This window comes from Pseudarthrobacter cellobiosi, assembly GCF_023913815.1.
Classification (GTDB): Bacteria; Actinomycetota; Actinomycetes; order Actinomycetales; family Micrococcaceae; genus Arthrobacter; species Arthrobacter cellobiosi.
The window spans coordinates 152,283-174,362 of the sequence record NZ_JAMXBK010000020.1; the positions used below are offsets into that span (position 1 = coordinate 152,283).

The following is a 22,080-nucleotide window of genomic DNA, read 5'->3' on the forward strand; positions in this document are numbered from 1 at the left end:
TAAGTGCGCCGGCTACTGCGTGGGGGCTGTTGCCGGGCACGCAGGAGCCAGCGGAGTCCTTCCATCTTACGCCAGGAGGCACCTCCCGGCAGCGTCCGGCGGTCTCCGGCGAGGGTGCCCGTCACCGGCTTGCTGCGGGACGGTTGGCGTCATTAGGTATCAACTTCATATCGGGCTCATATCGTTCCCGTTGCAGTTGGGCCGGCAGCCCGGATTCGGTCCTTTTGGCGGAGCTGGCTATGCGATGCTGGAAATCACAGCCGTCCGGGGACCGGCTCACGGGGCCCAGGCCTCGCCATTTCACAGCAGGAAAGGACAGGCCACGAGAGTGCCGGAAACAGCGACCACCCTCAGTGTCAGGCGCGCCGCGCCACGTTTCCGTCCGCAACGTCTCCTGGGCCTACTGCCAGCATTCCTCCTTCTCACCGGTTGTATCGCGGACCCCAGCCCTGAGCCCAACCTGACGGCAAACTCCAGCGCTGCCGCCACCAGCTCCCCCGGGGCACCTTCCACCAGCGCGCCCCTGGAAACTACACAGTCTTCGAATAAGGCACCGGTCTATTGGATTGGCCGAAGCAACAGCAACGCGTTCCTGTACCGGGAGTTCCGGGACGTGCCGGAGCAGGAGAATCCAGTGACCCGCGCCCTGCGGGCCATGATGTCCGAGAAGCCGCTGGACCCGGATTTCTTCACGCCCTGGCAGAATCCCGAGAAACTCGCCTCGTCCATTTCCGGCAAGAACGTCATTACCGTCGACATCTCGGAGGATGCATTTAACAGCAATCTCGACGCCGACATGGCCGGCCGCGCCATTCAGCAGCTGGTCTTTACCGCTACGGCAGCGGCTGCGAGCTCCGGCCTGATCGATTCCGGCCAGCAGATCCAGGTCAGGATCCTGGTGGATAGCCACACCGACTACGTTGCCTTCGACCACGTCCAGCTTGGCGACCCCATGTCCCGAGCTGCGGGAATGGTGGCGCCCGTGTGGATCATCGATCCGCAGGAAGGGACGGACCTGGCCGGCGGAAGCGTCAAGATCACCGGCCGCAGCACCGTTCCGGGCGGTAAGCTCCGCTGGCAGATCCTGCAGGCCGAAGCGAACGGGAACAAGACGCCCTACCTCACCGGGGAGACCACTGCAGCTGCCGAAGCGGCCCAGTCCGGAGTGTTTACGCTTGCCCTTAGCCTGTCCGCCGGGAGTTACGAGCTCCGCGTTTCGCAGGTGGATGCGGCCGGCACCAGCCAGGAGCTGAATGTGGATACGCGGAACTTCAACGTCCGGTAGCAGGCGGCCTCAGGATACCGGGGCTGTCCAGCGTCCCAGTACATCGCTCGCCAGAACAACCGCTGCCGGTCCGGCCGTGGATGACCTCAGGACGTGGTGTCCCAGGAGCGCCGTCACGGCACCGGCGTCGCAAAGCCGGGTGACTTCGCGAGGACTGATTCCGCCTTCCGGGCCAACGATGAGCAGAATTTCCAGGGGTCCGGCGTCAGCCTGGGTGCCCTGCCATGATTCCAGGACAGACCGGAGCGGTCGGACCGCGTCTTCGTGCAGGATTACGGCCAGATCCGCTGCCGCCACGGCCGCCGTAAGGCCTGGCGTTTCGACGGCGGCGCGCACCTCGGGGATCCAGGCGCGGCGTGCCTGCTTGGCGGCGGCAGTGACCACGGACTGCCATTTTGCGTGGGCCTTGGCCGCGCGCTCACCCTTCCAGCGGACAATTGATCGCTCGGACTGCCAGGGAAGTACGGCATCGATCCCGAGTTCGGTTGCCGTTTCCACGGCCAGTTCATCGCGGTCCCCCTTGGCTAGGGCCTGCACCAGCACCAGCCGGATGTCGGGCCGGTCCTCCACCACGAGGGCGTCGCATTCCACGGTGAGCTCCGCGGGCGACGCCGAGACAACAGTTCCTGTCAGCCGCTTTCCGGCGCCGTCGGCAATGTCCACTGCTTCTCCGGGAGATAGCCGTTTTACGGTCACGGCGTGGCGTGCCTCCGGCCCTTGAAGGACAAAACGGGCACCGGGCACCAGCTCGTCCAGCGACCCGGCACCGCTGAAGAAAACGGGATTGCTCACCGTTACAGGTTACCGAACCGGTCCCGCAGCTTGGCAAAGACGCCGCCGCTGGCAGCCAGTTTGCCTTCCGTGAACTGCTCGCCCCGCAGCTTCGCCAACTGCCGCAGGAGATCCTCCTGCGCGGCATCCAGCTTGGCCGGAGTCTCCACCTGCAGATGGACCATCAGGTCACCGCGGCCGTAACCGCGCAGGTGCGTCACGCCGAGTCCACGGAGCGTGATGATCTCCCCGGACTGCGTCCCTGACTTGACGTCGATCTCCTGCAGCCCGTCAAAGGTTTCCAGTGACAGCTCGGTACCCAGGGCGGCAGCTGTCATGGGGATGTGCAGCGTTGCGTGCAGGTCGTCACCGTCGCGCGCGTATGTGGCGTCGTTGTTGACCCGGAGTTCCACGTACAGGTCCCCGGACGGTCCTCCGGCCGGGCCTGCTTCGCCCTGCCCGGAGAGCTGGATCCGGGTGCCTGTGGCAACACCGGCCGGCACCTTGATGGTGAGCGACCGCCGGCTGCGGATGCGGCCTTGGCCGCTGCATTCGTTGCAGGGGTCCTTGATGACCGTCCCGAAGCCTTCGCAACTGCCACACGGGGCCGCCGTCATGACCTGGCCCAGGATGGAGCGCACCGCGCGCTGGACCTGGCCGCTGCCGCCGCAGATATCGCAGCGGACAGGGTTGCTGCCTTCGCGGCAGCATGACCCGTTGCAGGTGGGGCAGGTGACGGCTGTGTCCACTTCGAGTTTCCGGTTGACGCCGAACACGGCATCGCGGAGTTCGATCCGTACACTGATCAGCGCGTCCTGGCCGCGGCGGACCCGGGACGCGGGGCCGGAGGTGCCGCCGGCCCCGAAGAACGTGTCGAAGATGTCCTGGAACGCGAAGCCCTGGCCGGAGTATCCGCCTCCGCCGAACCCGTTGTCGGTGCCGTTCTCATTGCCGGTGGTGTCATAGATCCGGCGCTTCTGAGGGTCCGAAAGCACCTCGTAGGCATGGGTCACGGCCTTGAAGCGGTCCGATGCATCGTCCCCGGGGTTTACGTCCGGGTGAAGAGTGCGGGCCAGCTTGCGGTAGGCCTTCTTGATCTCTTCCCCGGTGGCTTCCGGCGAGACTCCGAGGACGTCGTAGTGGCTGCTCAAAGTTCGTATCTCTTCCTTGTTGTACTGCCGGCAGCCGGGCTGTCGGCACTGCTCTTTGTGCCTGGACCGCGGTGCTGTTACGGACCCAGAATTCTTGAAAGGTAACGGGCTACTGCCCTGACGGCGGCCATGGTGGTGGGATAGTCCATCCGGGTGGGGCCCAGCACACCGATCTTGGCAGTGCTGTCTGGTCCGTAGCCCGTGGCCACCACGGAGGCTTCCGCGAGCCCGTCGTACGGGTTTTCACGCCCGATGCTGACTGCCACGCCCCTCGGATCCTGCGCCATGTCGCTCAGGAGGCGCAGCAGGACAACCTGCTCCTCGAGGGCTTCCAGGACCGGTCCGATACTGAGCGGAAAATCCACATTGGAGCGGGCGAGGTTCGCCGTTCCGGCCATGACCATGCGCTCCTCGCGGCTGTTGTGGGCGAGCGTTTCCAGCCCGTGGGCCAAAGCCTGGGCCGCCGCGCGCTGGCCCGGGCTGACGGACGAAACGACTCCCGGCAGCGAGGGGGTCAGCCGGCTCAGCGAGATGCCCGCGAGTGATCCGAGGAAGTGTGTCCGCAACGCGGCGATGGCGTCGTCGCCGAGGTCCTGGCCGACGTCGATCACGCGCTGTTCGACCTTGCCGGTGGTGGCGATGAGGACCACCAGGACTTGCCGGGGCGCGAGCAGGACGAATTCGATGTGGCGGATCGTGGCGCGGCTCAGATGCGGATACTGCACCACGGCGACCTGGTTGGTCAGCTGCGACAGCATCCTGACGGTCCTGTCCAGGACGTCGTCCAGATCGTCTGCGCCCTCCAGCAGCGACTGGATTGCGCGCCGTTCCGCCTGGGAAAGCGGCTTTACCGCTGAAATCTGGTCCACAAACAGCCGATAGCCTTTGTCTGTGGGGATCCGTCCGGCGCTGGTGTGCGGGGCCGTGATCAGGCCGTCGTCTTCCAAGGCCGCCATGTCGTTGCGGATGGTGGCACTGGACACGCCGAGGTGGTGGCGTTCCACGAGTGCTTTTGAACCTACTGGCTCGCGGGAGTGCACATAGTCCTCCACGATGGCGCGCAGTACTTCGAGTTTGCGCGGCTCGCTCATACTCCACCTCCATCCGTGGTCACTGCAGGGTTAGCACTCGACATGCCTAAGTGCTAACAGTCTAATATGAGTCACCCCGTTGTTAGCATTGGTACCGCTCCGGGCGAAATTCCGGGCCAGGATCTAGCGGCAAGGTGGAATCAATCCATGCAGTACCAGAACTGGGGTCCACAGGAGATCACTGCGCCCGTCAGAAGCGAACTCCCTGAGGTCCCCGTGGAACGTGGCATGGTTCTCGAAGATGCCCAGTCAGGCTGGGTGGGAGCGGTGACCCGGGTGGAGAAGTCCGGTGGCATGCATGTAGTGGCCCTCGAAGACCGACGCGGCAAGTCCCGGTCCTTCCGGCTCGGCTTCGGGTTCCTCCTGGAGGGGCAGCCCATCCGGCTCGTTCCCCCGGCGCCCAGGCAGGCCGCCCCCGTGGTCGCCAGCCGGACGGCGTCGGGCTCAGTCCGCGTGGCCGGCCAGCGTGCCCAGGTGGCCAAAGCCAGCAGAATCTGGGTGGAGGGAAAACACGACGCCGAACTCGTGGAAAAAGTCTGGGGTGACGATCTCCGCGTAGAGGGCATCGTCGTCGAGCCTTTGCATGGCATTGATGATTTGGCGGGGGCGGTAGCCGCATTTGGTCCCGGTCCGGGGCGGCGGCTGGGGGTCCTGGTGGACCATCTGGTGCCGGACTCGAAGGAGTGGCGCATCGCGGCTGCCGTGATGGCCTCCCCGGGCGCGGCGGGGAATGTCCTGATCGTCGGGCACCCTTACGTTGACGTGTGGCAGGCGATCCGGCCCGCTGTACTGGGCATCGAACAATGGCCAGTGGTGCCCCGCGGGCAGGACTGGAAGACCGGAATCCTGGCAGCGTTCGGCTGGCCGCACTCCACCAAGGAAGACATCGGACTTGGCTGGCAAAAGCTGCTGGGCGCTGTCCGAAGCTACGCGGACCTGGAAGCATCACTGCTCGGGAGAGTGGAGGAAGTCATCGACTTCCTGACGGTGCCTTAACGCCGGATCCGGCTGCTAGCGGCGGCATTTGGTGGCTGAACCAGTATTCTTGGTACTGCGGAGGCTGCAGTTGCTTCAGTCCGGCATTCTCCAACCCAGCACCATTGCACTTTCGAAGGAAGAAAACCGTGGCACAAAACGCACGCGAGCACCGGGACGAACACGGCGGCCAGGGCCGTTCCGAGTACCAAGGCGTTCCGGCAAATGCGCTGCCCCTGACGGCCAGCGAAGACCGCCAGTGGGCCACGCTGGCACACTTCGGGGGGATCCTCGGCTGTGTTCCGTCACTGCTGATCTACCTGATTTTCCGTGAGCGCGGGCCGTTTACCGCCCAGGAATCCAAGGAAGCGCTGAACTTCAGCCTGCCGCCCACCATTGCGGCGCTGGTGGCCAACCTCCTGGTGTTCATTCCGGTGGTGGGAAATATCTTCGCTGTCATCGCCACCCTGATCTGGATTGCCCTGACCTGCTTCTCCGTGGCCGCAGGTATCCACGTCAATAAGGGCCAGCCGCACCGCTACCAGTACAACCTGCGCTGGATCAAGTAGTCCCCACCCGCACCCTAACCTCGCAAGGCCCGGCCAGGGAACCCTGCGGGCGTGGGCCCACCAGTCAGTCCGGCAGGATCCTGCGGACCACAGCGTCGGCCAGCAGGCGGCCCTTCAGTGTCAACACCAGCTTGCCGTGGAAGGCAGCCGGCGGCTCCACCAGGCCGTCGGCAATGAGCCCGGCCACGGCGTGACGGCCGTGTTCGCCCAGCGTCGACGTTGCCAGCCCCGACACGAGCCGGGCCTCAAGCATCACGCGCTCCACGTCGCGGGTTCCGGCGTCGAGGGTTTCCCGACCGGCGGCCGGTGACAGGCCCTGAGCGAGCCGTCCGGCATAGGCCGTGGGGTGCTTGACGTTCCACCACCGCACTCCGCCGACGTGTGAATGCGCACCTGGTCCGATGCCCCACCAGTCGTCCCCCCGCCAGTACGCAAGGTTGTGCCGGCATGCCTGCTCCGGCGTCCGGGACCAGTTGCTGACCTCATACCAGCTGAGGCCCGCCGCGCCGATCAGTTGGTCGGCGAGTTCGTACTTGTCGGCGTGGTCGTCGTCGTCGATTCCCGGGACTTCACCCCGGCGGATCTGGGCGGCCAGCTTGGTGCCGTCCTCAACGATCAGCGCGTAGGCACTGATGTGGTCAGGCTTGTAGGACAATGCCGTCTCCAGTGAGAACCGCCAGTCCTCCAGGGACTCCCCCGGCGTCCCGTAGATCAGGTCCAGGCTCACGGCCAGTCCGGCATCGCGCGCCCACTGCACCACCTGCGGCACGCGGCTGGGCGTGTGCGTGCGGTCCAGGACCTTCAGGACATGGGGAACGGCAGACTGCATGCCAAAGGAAACCCGGGTGAAACCAGCATCGGCCAGCACCTGCAGGGATGCAGGGGTGACCGAGTCCGGGTTTGCTTCGGTGGTCACTTCGGCGCCGGGTTCCAGGCCCCAGTGTCCGACGGCGGCCGTCAGGATCCGGGCGAGGTCTTCCGCAGGGAGCAGCGTGGGGGTGCCGCCGCCGAAAAAGACTGTGCTCAGGGGCCGGTCCGGAAGACCCGAGTCCCGCAGGACCGTGGCCGCAAGATCCACTTCGGACACGGCCGTGGTGGCGTAGGCGTCCTGCGACGCTCCGCCGCCCAGCTCGGTGGCCGTGTACGTGTTGAAGTCGCAGTATCCGCAACGCACCGCGCAGAACGGGATGTGCACGTACAGGCCGAAGGCCCGGTCCGCCGCACCGTCCACTGCCTGGGCGGGCAGCAGACCGTCCGACGGCGCGGGGTCGCCGAGCGGAAGAATGCTAGGCACCGCAGGGACCTCCGGTGTTGCCGGCCACTGTCATCACTACTTCTTGGCCTTGTCCTTGGACTCGTCGGTGGTCAGCGCAGCGATGAAGGCTTCCTGGGGGACCTCAACGCGGCCCACCATCTTCATACGCTTTTTGCCTTCCTTCTGCTTCTCCAGCAGCTTGCGCTTACGGGAAATGTCGCCGCCGTAGCACTTGGCCAGAACGTCCTTGCGGATGGCCCGGATGCTTTCCCGGGCGATGATCCTGGAGCCGATGGCAGCCTGGATGGGCACTTCGAACTGCTGGCGGGGAATCAGCTCGCGCAGTTTGCCGGTCATCATCACACCGTAGGCATAAGCCTTCTCGCGGTGCGTGATAGCGGAGAAGGCATCCACCTGTTCGCCCTGGAGCATGATGTCCACCTTGACCAAGTCGGCCACCTGCTCGCCGTCGGCCTTCCAGTCCAGCGAGCCGTAGCCCCGCGTCTTGGATTTGAGGATGTCAAAGAAATCGAACACGATCTCAGCGAGCGGCAACCGGTACCGGATTTCGACCCTGTCCTCGGACAGGTAGTCCATGCCGCCAATAACACCGCGGCGGCTCTGGCAGAGTTCCATGATGGCGCCCACAAACTCATTCGGCGCCAGGATGGTGGCAGCCACCATCGGCTCGCGGACCTCTGCGATCTTGCCGGAAGGGTATTCGCTGGGGTTGGTCACATGGACCACCTTCTTGTCCTCCAGCGTCACCTCGTACTCCACGTTGGGGGCAGTGGAGATCAGGTCAAGATTGTATTCGCGTTCGAGCCGCTCCCTGGTGATTTCCAGGTGGAGCAGGCCGAGGAAGCCGACGCGGAAGCCGAAGCCGAGCGCGGCCGACGTTTCAGGCTCGTACACCAGTGCGGCGTCGTTGAGCATCAGCTTCTCCAGCGCATCGCGGAGCACCGGGTAGTCCGTGCCGTCCAGCGGATACAGGCCGGAGAACACCATCGGCTTGGCATCGGCATAGCCGGGAAGGGAGGCAGTGGCAGGCTTGGCAAGGTTGGTGACGGTGTCGCCGACCTTGGACAGGCGGACGTCCTTCACCCCGGTGATGAGGTAGCCCACTTCGCCCACGCCGAGGCCTTTGGAAGGGGTGGGCTCCGGGGAACTCACCCCGATCTCGAGAAGTTCGTGGGTGGCGCGGGTGGACATCATCTGGATGCGTTCACGGGGGTGGAGCATGCCGTCAACGACGCGGACGTACGTGACCACACCGCGGTACGTGTCGTAGACCGAGTCGAAGATCATGGCGCGCGCGGGGGCATTCGGGTCACCCACGGGGGCCGGCAGGTCACGGACGATTTTGTCCAGCAGGACCTCGACGCCCATGCCGGTCTTGCCGGAGACGCGGAGCACGTCGTCGGGGTCGCCGCCGATCAGGCTGGCTAGTTCGGCCGCGTACTTCTCAGGCTGGGCTGCCGGGAGGTCGATCTTGTTCAGCACCGGGATGATGGTGAGGTTGTTTTCCATCGCCAGGTACAGGTTCGCGAGGGTCTGGGCCTCGATGCCCTGCGCCGCGTCAACGAGCAGCACTGCACCTTCGCAGGCGGCCAGCGAACGGGACACCTCGTAGGTGAAGTCCACGTGGCCGGGCGTGTCGATCATGTTCAGCGCGTAGCTGGTGCCGTCGAGCTCCCAGGGCATACGGACCGCCTGGGACTTAATCGTGATGCCGCGTTCGCGCTCAATGTCCATGCGGTCCAGGTACTGGGCCTTCATATCGCGGGACTTAACCACCCCGGTGTACTGCAGCATGCGGTCGGCCAAGGTGGACTTGCCGTGGTCAATGTGCGCGATGATGCAGAAATTCCGAATGATGGCCGGATCTGTCGCGGCGGGCACCGGGGCGGTGCGGGCCATGGGAGACACGCAGGGTCCTTACTGTTGGCATTCACGCGGCCACCGCCAGGACGCACCGAAGGCACCCTGCGGCTGTACCGCACATTTGGAACTTCCAGTCTCCCACGTCCGGGCGCATCGTATTGCATTCAGGTCAAACCGGTACCAGGGCCCGGAGATAGTCTTGCCCCATGCCTATCAACCTCCGCTCCTTGGCCAACGCCGTCCGGATATCCGTCAGGTTCCTGCAGAAGTTCCGTTCAGGTCCAACCGGATCTGCCGGACCGGCCACGCCCACGCCGGCCCGCCACGCACCGACTTCCAAGCCGGCCACGCCCGGCGCCTATCCTGGCGACTTCAACGGCACAGCAGCCATCCGGTACGCCCCGCAGCCCGATGGCAGTCCCGACCCCGGCGAGATTGTGTGGGCGTGGGTTCCATATGAAGAGGACCACGGCCGGGGTAAAGACCGTCCTGTTCTGCTGGTGGGAAAGAACGGGCGGTACCTGCTGGGCGTGATGCTCACCAGCAAGGACCACGACCAGGCCGGCAACCGGACCGGAGAGTACGTGGACATCGGGACCGGCAGCTGGGACCGCCAGCGGCGGCCCAGCGAGGCGAACCTTGGGCGGATCCTTCAGGTCAGCCCGGACGCCATCCGGCGCGAAGGTGCTGTTCTGGACCGGAAACGCTTCGATCTGGTGGCTGCAGGTATCCGGCGGCGACACGGCTGGAAATAGCCCGCCAAATGGCCAGCTTCCGGGGGGTCTGCTATTCTATATAGCTGTGTGTCCGTGCAGGTCGACGGCCACTGATGGTTGGCCGCCATAGGTATCCCCACGCCGCTCAGTCAATGGCCAATCTGAAAGCCCTCTAGACCATTTCCGCATTAAAAAGAGAGTTCACACGTGGCTAATATCAAGTCCCAGAAGAAGCGCATCCTTACCAACGAGAAGGCCCGCCTGCGCAACAACGCAGTCAAGTCTGAGCTGAAGACGGCCATCCGCGCCGTCAACACCGCCGTTGAGTCCACCGACAAGGATGCAGCTGCCGCTGCCCTGCTTGTTGCCGGCCGCAAGCTGGACAAGGCTGTCAGCAAGGGTGTTCTGCACAAGAACAACGCAGCAAACCGCAAGTCGGCCATCTCCAAGAAGGTCAACGCGCTGTAAGGTTTCCAGTTCACCTGAACTGATGATTGTGGCCGGCACCCGATGGGTGCCGGCCACACATCTTTAAGCCGTCAGCGTCTCTGCCCCAGAGCCACCAACAGCAGCCGCGATCAGCTGAAGTCAGTCAGTGCCCGCGCACAGAGGTTGCGATGACGGTCACCGCATGTTCAACGGCATAGACGGGATCGCGCGAAAGGCCCTTTACCTGGGCGTCGGCCTCGGCGGTGGCCTGGATGGAGCGGACCAGGCCCTCCGGGGTCCAACGGCGCACATCGCGCTGGGCCTGCTCCACAAGCCAGGGCTGCATGCCCAGTTCCCGGGCGATCTGCGCCGGGGACCCCTGGGCGCCGGCAACTTTCGCCACCGTCCGCAGCTTGGCCGCCAGCGCCGCCACCAGCGGAACCGGATCGGCTCCAGTGGCAAGCGCGTGACGAAGGGTGGAGAGCGCTACTGGCCCGTTTCCGGCCATGGCTGCGTCCGCGACCTTGAAGGCCGTGGCCTCGATCCGGCCGCCGTAGTAGCGGTCCACCATCTCCGGGGTCACTGCTCCCGTGGCATCCGCGATCAGTTGGCTGCACGCCGCCGCGAGCTCCGAAAGGTTGGCGCCGACGGCATTGACCAGCGTCTGTACGGCGTCCGAGCTGATCTTGCGTCCTGCGGCCCTGAATTCAGTTGCCACGAAGGTGGCCTTATCCGCATCTTTCTTGAGTGGCTGGCAGTCCACTACCGGCCAACCGCCCGCTTTGACGGCATCGAGGAGCTTCTTGCCGCGGACTCCCCCGGCGTGGCGCAGGACGAGGACCGCGTCCGGTTCCGGGCGGGCCAGGTAGGTCAGGGCGTCGGCCAGGAAGGCATCGTTCATGCCTTCAACGCCTTCGACTTCGATCAGTTTGCGCTCACCGAAGAGTGAGGGGCTGACGTTCATGGCTAGGGTCCCGGCTTCGTAGGTGCCGGCCGTGAGGCGGCTGACTTCCACGTCCGGGAACGCCGTGCGCACCTGGGCGCGGATATGGTCCATGGCACGGATGCCGAGGTATTCCTCCGGTCCGCCCACCAGGACGATTTCGGCAGGCGTCACGTCCCGCCAGGTGGCCGTGTTGGACGCCGGAGTCCTGGTTCGTGTGGTCTGGGCTGCGGCCATTGTGGATTCCTCCCGGAAATTCTGGTGCAGTGTCTAAGCCTGCCACGGTGGGCCGCCGCCACCAAGCCGGGGCCACGCTGGCCTGGCCCGCGCCGGTCCGGCCAGCGCCTGGACAACGGGGCCCCCAGGTGCCGTTCCAGGAGGTCCAACACCGATTCCGTCCGGGCGTGCACTGCCAGGACCCACGGGAACACCTGACGCGGCCGGACGGCAAGCCACACACCGGCAAAGGTCAGCAGGGAGAGCAGCACCATGGTCAGGAGTCCGAACGGGCCCTCGGGCCAGGGCAGCGCAGCCCCCGGCAATCCGGCCGTGATCCGCGCGGTTCCTGCCACTCCGGCGCTGAAAGTGCCTGCCACGGCGATCAGGATGGTGGCCAGCCACGGTGCGGCAACCACCAGTGGGACAGCTGCCGTTCCCAGCAATGTCACCGGTGCTACCAGCGGGGCTGCCATTAGGTTTGCAAGCAGCGAGTACGTGGAAAACTGGGGCTGCAGGAGCACAATCACCGGGCCGCACAGCAACTGCGCGGACAGCGGGACGGCCCAGGCCGCGGCTGCCCAGCGTGGAACAACTGGCGGGGTCCAGTCAATCATCCGTCGACCCAGGACGATGATGCCCAGGGTTGCGAGTACTGACAAGAGGAACCCAAAGCTGGTACCGAGGCCGGGGTCGATCAGGAGCAGGCCCATCACGGCGAGGCAGAGGAAACTGAGTCCGCGGCCCGTCCGGCCGCCTGCCAGCGATGCCACGGCGATTGACCCCATCAGCGCGGCGCGCAGTACGCTGGCGTCCGGGCCCACGAGCACCACAAACATTGCCAGGCCGGTCAGCGCCAGTCCTGCCGCGGGGAGCCGGTGCAGGCGGAGGCTGCGTGCAGCGATCAGCAGTGCACCCAGGACCAGGCTGCAGTTGGCTCCGCTGACCGCGGTCAGGTGGGTCATGCCCACCGTTTTCATCGCCGCATTGAGCCCTTCGTCCAGGGCGCTGGAATCTCCGGTGACCATGCCCGGGAGGAGACCGGCCGGATCAGCGGCAAGGAAGGACGCAGCGGAGACATACCGGACGCGCAGGTCCTTCGCTACGAGCTGCCAGCCCGGGGCGTCGGCATCATCGGCTCCGGCGCTGCTGTCGGTGCCGGAGCCGGCACGGGGTGGCAGGGAGGCCGACAGGACAGCTGTTTCCTGCTGGCCCGCGTCCGGTGGCTTCAGCTTGCCGGCCGTCCGGACCACCTGGCCGGGCACCAAATCTCCCCAGCCCTTGCCGCCCATGACCACCACCCGGGCACGCGTGCGTATGACCCGGCTGCTGACGGTGACCTCCTCCGTCTGCGCCGATACCGACCATCGTGCGGGCGGCCCCGAAGTTCCCGGAACTGTCATGGCCCGCGGGGATCCGGTGACTTCCAGGATGGCCACCACAGAATTCCCGTCGGCGACAGCTTCGGCAAGCGGCCCATCGTTGCGTTGCGACGAGGAGACTGCCGAATGGGCCGCGGCGGTCGCGGCCAGCACCAAGGCAACCGCGGTGGTCATAAGAAAGCTCCGCCGGCCTGCCACCAGCCCCCGGCCGCGAGAGGCCCGGATCAACAGGAACGTGGCCAGCAGCACCAAGCCGCAGCACAGCCCCACCAATCCCACAGGGGTAAGCCAGACGCCGGCGACGGCGGCACTCCAGACGAGGAAGGCGGGCAGTGCCAGCCTGACGTCGGTACGCCGGCGCGGCGCGTCCGTTGGTGACTTCGCTGGCTCCTGGCCCCGGAGTTTCGTCCCGACGCGTTCGCCCAGCCTGCGGACCTTCAGCCCACCGGCCTGGACCCCGGCGCGTGTAGCCCCGGCGGGCGTGTCCACGAGAGCCGGGTGGGCTGCGGGAGCCCCTTGGTCCTGCACGGCTGAGTCAACAAAGCGGCTCCACGGGCTGCGCCTGGCCATCTCAGACGCCTACCAGGGGAAGGAGTGTCTCGAGCATCTTTGGACCCACGCCGTCCACGGCGTCGAGCTCCTCGATCGATTTGAACGGGCCGTGTTCCTTGCGCCAGTCCACGATCCGCTGCGCCAGCACGGGCCCAACCTTCGGCAGGGCGTCCAGTTCTTCGACGCCTGCTGTGTTGAGGTTGACCTTTCCTCCTGCTGACGCGGTCCCACCGCTGCCAGTCCCCTCCCCCGATTCCCCGAGTGGGCCGGAAGAACCGGCGGGGATTTCTTCGCCGGCCTGGGGAACGTAGAGCTTCTGTCCGTCCGTCAGCACGGCAGCAAGGTTGAGGCGGTTCAGGTCGGCTGAGGGTGCGCCGCCGCCTGCCGCGGCGACCGCCTGGTGAACCCGGCTGCCGGCGGGCAACTGCACTACCCCGGGCACGGCAACGGCGCCGGCCACATGGATGATGACAATGCCGGCCTGTGGACTTTCCGCGGGCAGTTCAGGCGGCCCTGCCCCGGGGGGCTCCTGGCCTTGGGTTCTTTCCCCCGCGGGCAGGCTGCCCTGGGCGGAGATGTCACTCAGTGGCATGACTTCGGGCTGACCGTCAGCAACCTGTGACCAGAACCAGGCGCCGCCCAGCACCGCGAGTGCGGCGATGAGCAGGGCGACCCGCACGCCAACCCGCCATCTCAGGGCCGGTCCCGTCTTACCGGTACCGGGAGGGGACTCATCAGCAGCCCCCGAAGCGGAGGCGTCACCGGAAACGTGAGCACCGCCGTCGTACTCAAAGACCTTTTCGCCGCTGTCGGTGAGCAGAAGCCCCGGGCCGGCTCCGAGCGTAGACTGCAGCCGGTCCCGGGCATGCCGGGCCCCCTGGCGTGCTGCTCCAGCGTCCCGGCGTGACATGCTCCCAACGCTAGGGATACAACGCCGCCGGTGACAGGCCGGGCCTGCCCTATGTGGAAACCGCTATGTGGAAACTGCGGGGAGCTCCGGCTCCGAGCTCCCCGCAGTTGGGCCGCTCTGCCCCACGATCACCGCGAGCACGCCAAGTCCCGCGTGGGCTGCCAGGACGGCGGGCAGGGAGCTGATCTGGGCTGGCGGACAGCTTGGCAGGTCCGCGGACAGCCTGGCTGCCAAAGCTTCTGCCTCAGCCGGATTCCCGAAGTGGTGGACGGCGAGGCGGGCCTGGCCGCGAGGGCGCGACGCGGCGTCCGCGGCGGCCAGCTCCTCGAGCCGGGCGACGGCCTTTGCAGCCGATCTGACCTTTTCCAGCGGCACGATCTTTCCGTCGTCGACGGCAAGGATGGGTTTGATGGCGAACATGGTCCCCAGCAGCGACGCGGCCGCGCCGATCCGCCCGCCCCGGCGGAGCTGTTCAAGGCTGGGCACGTAGAAATAGACCTTGGTTCGCGCGAACTGCTCCGCCGCCGCGGCGGCTACTGCTGTGGCGTCACGCCCTTCGGCGGCTGCTGCAACCGCTGCCTGCACACCCATGCCCAGGGCCATGCCCACAGTACCGGAGTCGAGGATTTCCACGGGGATGGTCACCCGGCTGGCCGCCAGCCGGGCCGCATCCGCGGTCCCGGACAAGCCACCGGAAATATGGATGGAGACCACGCTTTCGTAGCCCAGGCGTTCGGCGGCCAGGAAGACCTGTTCAAACTGTCCGGGTGACGGGCGGGACGTCTTGACCGACGTTCCACTGGCGAGTGCCAGCGCAATGGTTTCGGTGATGTCGTCTTCGCCCTCGCCGTAGATTTCCGCGCCCACCATAACAGGCATCGGGATGACAGTCAGGCGTCCGTCCCCTGCACAGGCATGCACCCAGTCGGCCGGCAGAGCTGAGGCAGAATCGGTCACCACCGCGGTACGGACGACGACGGCGGGCGCCGCCGGGGCTGCCGGCAGTGGCGTGCCCTGGCGCGGCGCGGGACGGAGGGCAGCCAGTCGCTCCCGAAGCCAGAGCCACGCAGCGGCGTCACGGTCGGGCAAGGGGCGCCTCCTGGTTTAGGGCCGGCCGCCGGTTGGGCCCGGCGGCCGGTGCCCCGGACTAGGCCGGGACGATGTTGACCAGTTTAGGCGCTCGCACGATCACCGTGCGGATGCCACGGCCGTCGAGCGCGCGCTGGACGTTTTCGCTGGCCAGCGCCAGTTCCCGCAGTTCGTCTTCGCCGATCCCGGGCGAGACTTCGAGGCGGTCACGGACCTTGCCCTGGACCTGGACCACCGCGGTGACCGTCTCCTGGACCAGCAGCGCTTCGTCGTGCACCGGCCAGCCGGCGTTCGCCACGGAAGCCGGGTGACCCAGGACGTTCCACATGTCCTCCGCGGTGTACGGCGCGAAGAGGCTCAGGATGACGGCGACGGCTTCCGCCGCCTCCCGGACGGCAGGATCCGCCCCGCCGGCGCCGGCGGCTGCATCTATGGTTTTGCGTGTTGCGTTGACCAGCTCCATCAGCTTGGCCACTACCACGTTGAACTTGTTGGTGTCCAGCAGCGCGGCGGCGTCCGCGATGGTGCGGTGCGTGACGGAGCGCAAGGCACGGTCACCGGCGGTCACATCGGCGCCAGGCTCGCTGGTGACGTCCTGCGCCAGGCGCCAGGCACGGGCCAGGAACTTTGCGGAGCCCGAAGGCGAAACGTCCGCCCAGTCGACGTCGTCCTCCGGCGGGGACGCGAAGATCATGGTCAAACGAACGGCGTCCACGCCGTACTTGTCCAGCTGCTCACTGAGGTCAACGCCGTTGCCCAGCGACTTACTCATGGCTTTGCCCCCGTTGAGGACCTGGCCCTGGTTCAGCAGCGCGCTGAAGGGTTCGTCGGCGTCGATCATGCCGAGGTCATGGATGACCTTGGTAAAGAAGCGGGCGTACAGCAGGTGCAGGATGGCGTGCTCCACGCCGCCCACATACTGCCCCACGGGCATCCACTCGTTGATCTTCGCCGGGTCGAACGGACCCTCGGTGTACTGCGGCGAGACAAACCGCAGGAAGTACCAGGACGAGTCCACAAACGTGTCCATGGTGTCGGTATCGCGCTTTGCCGGCCCATGGCAGTTGGGGCACTCAACGTTGACCCACGCCTCGGCGGCGGCCAGCGGTGACGTGCCCTTCGGGGACAGGTCCTCGCCACGCAGGTCCGCCGGCAGCCTGACGGGCAGCTGCTCGTCGGGGACGGGAACCTCGCCGCAGGCAGGGCAGTGGATGATCGGGATAGGCGTGCCCCAGAAACGCTGGCGGCTCAGCAGCCAGTCACGCAGGCGGAAGTTCACGAACTTCTCGCCGGTGCCCTGCTTCGCCAGGATGTCAATGGCAGCCGGGATCGCCTCTGCCTTCGGCAATCCATCAAGAACGCCCGAGTTGATGAGTGTGCCCTCCCCCGAGGTGGCCTTGCCGGAAACCGCGGGATCGTCCTCGCCCGTATCCAGCACGGCGCGGACGGAAAGGTCGAACGTCTTGGCGAAATCGAGGTCGCGCTGGTCGTGCGCGGGGACGGCCATGATGGCGCCGGTGCCGTAGTCCGCCAGGACGTAGTCTGCTGCCCAGACCGGCAGTTTTTCGCCGTTCAACGGGTTGACCGCGTAGCGGCCGGTGAAGATGCCCGTCTTTTCGCGTTCGGTGGACTGGCGTTCGATTTCGGTGAGTGCCTTGACCTGTTCGCGGTAGGCGTCCAAGGCCGCGGCGTGCTCCTCGGTGACGAGTTCGACGGCGATCGGCGCGTCGGCTGCGACAACAAAGAACGTGGCGCCGTACAGCGTGTCCGGGCGGGTGGTGAAGACGGTGACGTCCTTGGCGGGCTTGCCGCCGACGGCCTCGATCACAAAGTTGACGTGGGCACCTTCGGAGCGGCCGATCCAGTTCTTCTGCATCGCCAGAACCCGCTCGGGCCAGTGGCCGCGCAGCTCGTCCATGTCATCGAGCAGCCGGTCAGCGTACTCGGTGATCTTGAAGTACCACTGGTTCAGGGACTTCTTGGTGACGGGGGTGCCGCAGCGTTCGCAGGCACCGTTGACCACCTGTTCATTGGCCAAGACGGTCTGGTCCTTGGGGCACCAGTTGACCGGGGAGTCCTTGCGGTATGCCAGGCCCCGCTCGTAGAAGCGCTTGAACAGCCACTGGGTCCAGCGGTAGTACTCGGGGTCCGAGGTGTGCACCCGCCGGGACCAGTCCGCAGAGATCGCGTACCGCTTGAACGACGCAGCCTGGGTGTCGATATTGGCGTAGGTCCACTCGCTCGGGTGGGCATTGCGCTTGATGGCGGCGTTTTCCGCCGGCAGGCCGAAGGAGTCCCAGCCGATCGGGTGCAGGACGTCGAAGCCCTTTTGCCGCAGGTACCGGGCCACAACATCGCCCATGGCAAAAGCCTCGGCGTGGCCCATGTGCAGGTCACCTGAGGGGTACGGGAACATGTCCAGCACGTAGCGGCGCTCGCGGGAACCATCATCCACAGGCGTGAAAACCTTAAGGTCTTCCCACACCTGCGGCCACTTGGCCTCCATCGCCGCGAAGCTGTAGGCACCCTCTTCGGGTGCTACCGCTGCCACTGCTGCTGTTCCGGTCTCTGTCTCCGGCTGAACGCTCACTGCTGCCCTCTTCTGTTCTGTTGTGGCATCGGTGCTGCCACAACGGTCTGATCCCCTCTGCTGCCGGCCCGGAAACATGCCCGGACACACAAAAGCCCCTCTCCATGGAGGGGCAGCCGCGCGGCAATCCGGTTGTTTCCGGACACCGGGCGGCTAGCTAAGCAGAAGGATCTCACGCATAGGACTACTTTAGCCTACCCACTGCAGGTGGGCAGGCCCAGGCTGAAGGCCCCCGGCAGGGCGCTGCCCGGCCCGCGTGTACTTGGGCGGGCAGCCGGCTGCCACTAAACCGGGCGCAGGGGCGCGTGCGGGTGGGCGACGGCCCCGAGGATTTCTCCAGTTCCAGACCGGCGAGATCCTCGTAGCCAGGGCCACAGCACCGTCGAAGCGGACAGTGCCGACGGGCCCATTAGGTACCCCTGAGCCCTTCGCCAAAGAAACCCCTAGTGAGCGGTGGCTCAGGGGGTAGATCCCACCCTAGCCATGGGGGGGAAATCGGCACACAGTATTGTCAAGTCTGTGGGGAAACTAGACGGTCTCAGGTCGAGGAGCCTGATATGTATTCTTGGCGTTTATGTCCCGCACAACGTTGTGAAGGACTGCAATACTTTCACGCCTGCAAAGAACCAGCGAGACTCTAGCCATGTTTGGCTGGGTTACCCGGTTCAGCATGCAGTTCCGAATCTTGGTTCTCGCCCTTGCGGCGGGCCTTATTACTTTTGGCATCGTGAACGTTCCACATATGGCCGTGGACACCATGCCGGAGTTCGCCCCCGCGCAGGTAGAGATCCAAACTGAGGCCCTAGGCCTCTCCGCGGTTGAAGTTGAGCAGCTTATCACCGCACCGATGGAGGCAGACCTCCTCAATGGGGTCGCCTGGCTGGACGAGATCCGCTCGAAATCCGTCCCGGGGCTGTCGTCCATCGAACTGGTCTTCGAGCCCGGCACGGACCTCCTGCGCGCACGCCAGTTGGTCGCGGAAAGAATGACGCAGGCGCACGCGCTGCCTAACGTCTCATCGCCGCCGCTCATTATGCAGCCCATGTCCTCCACCAGCCGCGTGCTGATGGTCAGGATGGACTCCAAGGAGCTCTCCGGCATTGAGATGTCGGTCCTGGCCAGATGGAAAATCAAACCGCGGCTGATTGGTATCCCGGGCGTGGCGAACGTGTCCATCTGGGGCCAACGCGAACAACAGCTGCAGGTTGAGGTCACTCCGACGCAACTGCGCGACAAAGGCATTACCCTTGAGCAGCTTGTTAAGACCACAGGTAACGCGGTCTGGGTTTCACCGTTGAGCTTCCTGGAGGCTTCGACGCCCGGGACCGGCGGTTTCGTGGAGTCGCCCAACCAGCGCCTTGGCATCCAGCACGTCCTTCCCATCCGCACGCCGGCCGACCTGGCCAAGGTCAGCGTGGAGGAGACGGACCCGCAGTTGCTCCTGGGCGACATTGCCCAGGTCAAGGAAGACCACCAGCCGCTGATCGGTGACGCCGTTGTCGGGGCGGACGCTGGCCTGATGCTGGTGATCGAGAAGTTCCCCGGCACCAGCGCCCTGGAGGTCACCCGTGATGTTGAGGCGGCCCTCAAGGACATGGAGCCGGGCCTCACGGGGGTCCAGATCGATACCTCCGTCTTCCGGCCTGCGACCGGTGTTCAGGACTCCGTCAACGGCCTCGGCCTGGCGCTCCTGATCAGCCTGCTGATTGCGGTAGCACTGTTTTGGCTGCTGTTCCGGTCGTGGCGGGTCGCCGTGATCGCACTCGTGGCCATCGCCGCTACCGTCACGACGGCGTCGGTGGTGCTGTTCGCCCAAAACGCAACACTCAACGTCACCGTCCTGATGGGAGTTCTACTAGGCACGTCCGTGATCGTGGGCGACATCGTGGAAGAAATCCAAGCCCACCGACGACAGCGCGCCGTCCGCGAGGCGACGGACGCCGAGGCTACCCCGAGGTCGCGCAGCAGCTACATTGTCCGCGGGGTCCGCACACCGCTGTTCCACGCATCGCTGATGATGGTGGTTGTCCTCATTCCGACGCTCTTCGTGACTGGAGTAGGCGCCTCGTTCCTTTCGCCGCTTTTCTGGTCGTTGGCGCTGACGCTGGCCGCCGCCCTGATCGTAGGCTTGTCCGTCACACCGGTATTGGCGTTTTTCCTCCTTCCGTCCAAGACCGCGACCGACAGGGAACTTCCCGCCGTCGGACGTGGGAAGGCGTACTACGACCGAGCACTGGGCGGGGTCAACTCCCGGAAGCCCCTGGCGATCGTGGCCATCGTGGTCGTGGGGATCTTTGGCGTCGCTGCCGGCTCGCAGCTGGCAGGCAACCGGCCCCTCGTTCCCGCCATGCCCGACAGGACCCTGTTGGTGCAGTGGGACACCATGGCCGGGACTTCCAATGACGAAGTCCGGAGGATCGCTGCCCTGGCCTCCGATGAACTCAGGGCGCTCCCGGGAATTTCGGGAGTCGGCGGGCATGTGGGACGCGCCATCTCTGCGGATCAAGTGGTCGGCAACAGCTCTGCTGAGCTGTGGGTGTCGATCGCACGGGACGCCAACTTCGGCGAAACGGAGCAGGCGGTACGGGACGTGGTCCAGGGTTACCCGGGCATCGCGCACAACGTGCTGAACTACTCGCAACAGACCGTCGGCGACATGCGCTCCAGCCTGGAACCGGGCTTCGCGGTCCGGGTCTACGGAACGGAAATGCCGGTGCTGCGTGAAAAGGCAGAAGAGGTCCGCCAGGCCCTTCAGAAGATTGACGGTGTGAACAACCCGACCATCGACGCTGCTGCCATGACCCCGATCGTAGAGGTCCAGGTCAACCTCGAAGCTGCCCAAAAGTTCGGCATCAAGCCCGGTGACGCGAGGCGCGCCGCTGCGACACTTATGCAGGGCATCGTCGTCGGGAACCTCTTTGAGGAGCAGAAGGTGTTCGAAGTGGTTGTTCGCGGCGCGGTTGGCGTCCGGGATGACCTGACCAGCATCCGTGAGCTGCTCCTTGACGCTCCTAATGGCGGCCACGTCCAACTGGGCCAGGTCGCCGACGTTCGCATGGTCCCCAGCGAAGTTGTTATCCAGCACGATGACACCTCGCGGCGAATCGACGTTGTGGCTGACGTCAGCGGACGCCCGCTGGCAGATATCCAGCGGGACATCGAGGCGGCCATCCAACAAATCCAGTTCCCGCTCGAATACCACGCCGAGATCCCCACGAAATACAGCCAGATGCAGGCCGCAGACACCCTGGTTCATGGACTCGGAATCGCGGCCATCCTGGCTGTGCTGCTTCTGCTTCAGACTGCAGTGCGGAGCTGGAAGCTTGCCCTCGCCGTCTTCCTGACGCTTCCCGCCGCGATGGCGGGAGCAGCGGTCGCCGCATGGTTCGGGGCGGAGTCTCTGTCCTGGCTGTCGCTGACTGCGTTTGCGGCCGTGGTGGCCATCGCTGCACGTAATGCGGCGCTCCTGTCCGCGCGTGTTGACGAACTCTGGCGGGAATCCGAACAGATGTCACGCACTGACGTGGTCATGACGGCGGCCCGGGACCGGATATCGCCGATCCTGAAATCCGCCCTCATTACGTTCCTCGTGCTGATACCGCCCGCGTTCCTCGGCGGCACGGTAGGCCAGACCCTAATCGTGCCCATGCTGCTGATCATTGCCGGCGGGCTCGTGACCACAACGCTCGTGGGGCTGTTTGTGCTCCCGCTGCTCACGCTCTGGTTCGGTCCCCGCACCGAGCCGGAAGAGTGGTCAGAGGTCTACGAATCGGAAGTTCCAGTCACCCCCGTTATGCCCGAAAAGGTGGAAGTATCATGACCAGCAAAAGGACCCTGGGGCGCCTGCCCGTGGCGGCCGCTGTCTGTGCAGCACTGCTGTTTTCACTGCCCGCCTGTGCGCAACCCGCAGCCCTGGCAGAATCCGTTTCTGAAGCGCCTGCCACGGTGGAAAAGAATGCCACCACCGGCATTGCACGCATCACACTGAGCCAGCGGGCTATTGAACGGCTGGAGCTGCAAACTGACACGGTCAAACCGGGTCCGGGGGGCGCAGGCCTCCTGTTCCCTTACGCAGCGCTGCTGTACGACCCGCAGGGGAATACCTGGGTCTACATCAACGCCGAGCCACGGGTGTATGAGCGCCAGTCCGTCACCGTGACCAAAATCGAAGCGGGAGCGGTCACGGCCAGCATCGGCCCAGCCGTGGGAACGCCAGTGGTAACTGTAGCCGCGGCTGAGTTGTTCGGCGCAGAGTTCGTTACGGGCAAATGA

Annotated in this window: 17 protein-coding genes; 7 read left to right on the forward strand and 10 right to left on the reverse strand. The window is 65.6% G+C overall.

Annotated features, from left to right (window positions below):
* Positions 1-328: 328 nt before the first annotated feature.
* Complete coding sequence (locus NG701_RS06420; protein ID WP_374208658.1) at positions 329-1,285, forward strand: GerMN domain-containing protein; 957 nt, start codon at positions 329-331, stop codon at positions 1,283-1,285.
* 9 nt (positions 1,286-1,294) lie between these two features.
* Here the strand turns inward: NG701_RS06420 and NG701_RS06425 are convergent, their stop codons facing one another.
* From NG701_RS06425 to hrcA, 3 genes are all read right to left on the reverse strand, one after another.
* Positions 1,295-2,077: a 16S rRNA (uracil(1498)-N(3))-methyltransferase gene (locus NG701_RS06425; RefSeq protein ID WP_252565460.1), complete on the reverse strand. Its 783-nt coding sequence runs from the start codon at positions 2,075-2,077 to the stop codon at positions 1,295-1,297.
* Between the two features lie 2 nt (positions 2,078-2,079).
* Positions 2,080-3,207: a molecular chaperone DnaJ gene (gene dnaJ / locus NG701_RS06430; RefSeq protein ID WP_252565462.1), complete on the reverse strand. Its 1,128-nt coding sequence runs from the start codon at positions 3,205-3,207 to the stop codon at positions 2,080-2,082.
* Between the two features lie 77 nt (positions 3,208-3,284).
* Positions 3,285-4,298: a heat-inducible transcriptional repressor HrcA gene (gene hrcA / locus NG701_RS06435; protein ID WP_252565464.1), complete on the reverse strand. Its 1,014-nt coding sequence runs from the start codon at positions 4,296-4,298 to the stop codon at positions 3,285-3,287.
* Positions 4,299-4,445: 147 nt separating this feature from the next.
* Between hrcA and NG701_RS06440 the strand changes: the two genes are divergently transcribed.
* Both NG701_RS06440 and NG701_RS06445 read left to right on the forward strand, forming a co-directional pair.
* Complete coding sequence (locus NG701_RS06440) at positions 4,446-5,294, forward strand: DUF3097 domain-containing protein (protein WP_252565466.1); 849 nt, start codon at positions 4,446-4,448, stop codon at positions 5,292-5,294.
* Positions 5,295-5,422: 128 nt separating this feature from the next.
* Entirely contained in the window at positions 5,423-5,842 is a 420-nt protein-coding gene (locus NG701_RS06445) for a DUF4870 domain-containing protein (protein WP_252565467.1), read from the forward strand.
* A 64-nt stretch (positions 5,843-5,906) separates the two neighbouring features.
* Here NG701_RS06445 and hemW read toward each other — a convergent pair whose 3' ends face one another.
* Positions 5,907-7,136 (reverse strand): radical SAM family heme chaperone HemW, encoded by a 1,230-nt coding sequence (hemW, locus tag NG701_RS06450; protein WP_252565469.1) that lies wholly within the window; start codon positions 7,134-7,136, stop codon positions 5,907-5,909.
* 36 nt (positions 7,137-7,172) lie between these two features.
* The gene (gene lepA, locus NG701_RS06455; RefSeq protein WP_252565471.1) at positions 7,173-9,026 is read right to left on the reverse strand and encodes a translation elongation factor 4; all 1,854 of its coding nucleotides are present in this window, start codon (positions 9,024-9,026) and stop codon (positions 7,173-7,175) included.
* A 161-nt stretch (positions 9,027-9,187) separates the two neighbouring features.
* Here lepA and NG701_RS06460 point away from each other — a divergent pair, with 161 nt between their 5' ends.
* Both NG701_RS06460 and rpsT read left to right on the forward strand, forming a co-directional pair.
* On the forward strand, positions 9,188-9,736 hold the full coding sequence (locus NG701_RS06460) for a type II toxin-antitoxin system PemK/MazF family toxin (RefSeq protein ID WP_252565474.1): 549 nt from the start codon (positions 9,188-9,190) through the stop codon (positions 9,734-9,736).
* Positions 9,737-9,904: 168 nt separating this feature from the next.
* On the forward strand, positions 9,905-10,165 hold the full coding sequence (gene rpsT, locus NG701_RS06465; protein ID WP_056340153.1) for a 30S ribosomal protein S20: 261 nt from the start codon (positions 9,905-9,907) through the stop codon (positions 10,163-10,165).
* A 124-nt stretch (positions 10,166-10,289) separates the two neighbouring features.
* Here the strand turns inward: rpsT and holA are convergent, their stop codons facing one another.
* From holA to leuS, 5 genes are all read right to left on the reverse strand, one after another.
* Positions 10,290-11,306, reverse strand: a complete 1,017-nt coding sequence (holA, locus tag NG701_RS06470) for a DNA polymerase III subunit delta (protein ID WP_252565475.1) — start codon at positions 11,304-11,306, stop codon at positions 10,290-10,292.
* The gene (locus tag NG701_RS06475; RefSeq protein ID WP_252565477.1) at positions 11,240-13,237 is read right to left on the reverse strand and encodes a ComEC/Rec2 family competence protein; all 1,998 of its coding nucleotides are present in this window, start codon (positions 13,235-13,237) and stop codon (positions 11,240-11,242) included. Before NG701_RS06475 ends, holA begins: the two co-directional genes overlap by 67 nt.
* Before the next feature lies 1 nt (position 13,238).
* Positions 13,239-14,129 (reverse strand): ComEA family DNA-binding protein, encoded by an 891-nt coding sequence (locus NG701_RS06480; protein ID WP_252565479.1) that lies wholly within the window; start codon positions 14,127-14,129, stop codon positions 13,239-13,241.
* 63 nt (positions 14,130-14,192) lie between these two features.
* The gene (locus tag NG701_RS06485) at positions 14,193-15,218 is read right to left on the reverse strand and encodes a DegV family protein (protein WP_252565481.1); all 1,026 of its coding nucleotides are present in this window, start codon (positions 15,216-15,218) and stop codon (positions 14,193-14,195) included.
* 58 nt (positions 15,219-15,276) lie between these two features.
* Entirely contained in the window at positions 15,277-17,808 is a 2,532-nt protein-coding gene (gene leuS, locus NG701_RS06490) for a leucine--tRNA ligase (protein ID WP_252565483.1), read from the reverse strand.
* A gap of 670 nt (positions 17,809-18,478) precedes the next feature.
* On the opposite strand from leuS, the gene NG701_RS06495 reads away from it, so the two are divergent.
* Together NG701_RS06495 and NG701_RS06500 are read left to right on the forward strand one after the other, a co-directional pair.
* Positions 18,479-21,628: an efflux RND transporter permease subunit gene (locus NG701_RS06495; protein WP_252565583.1), complete on the forward strand. Its 3,150-nt coding sequence runs from the start codon at positions 18,479-18,481 to the stop codon at positions 21,626-21,628.
* Positions 21,625-22,080, forward strand: coding sequence for a hypothetical protein (locus NG701_RS06500; RefSeq protein ID WP_252565485.1), 456 nt, complete (start codon positions 21,625-21,627; stop codon positions 22,078-22,080). The genes NG701_RS06495 and NG701_RS06500 overlap by 4 nt, the downstream gene beginning before the upstream one ends.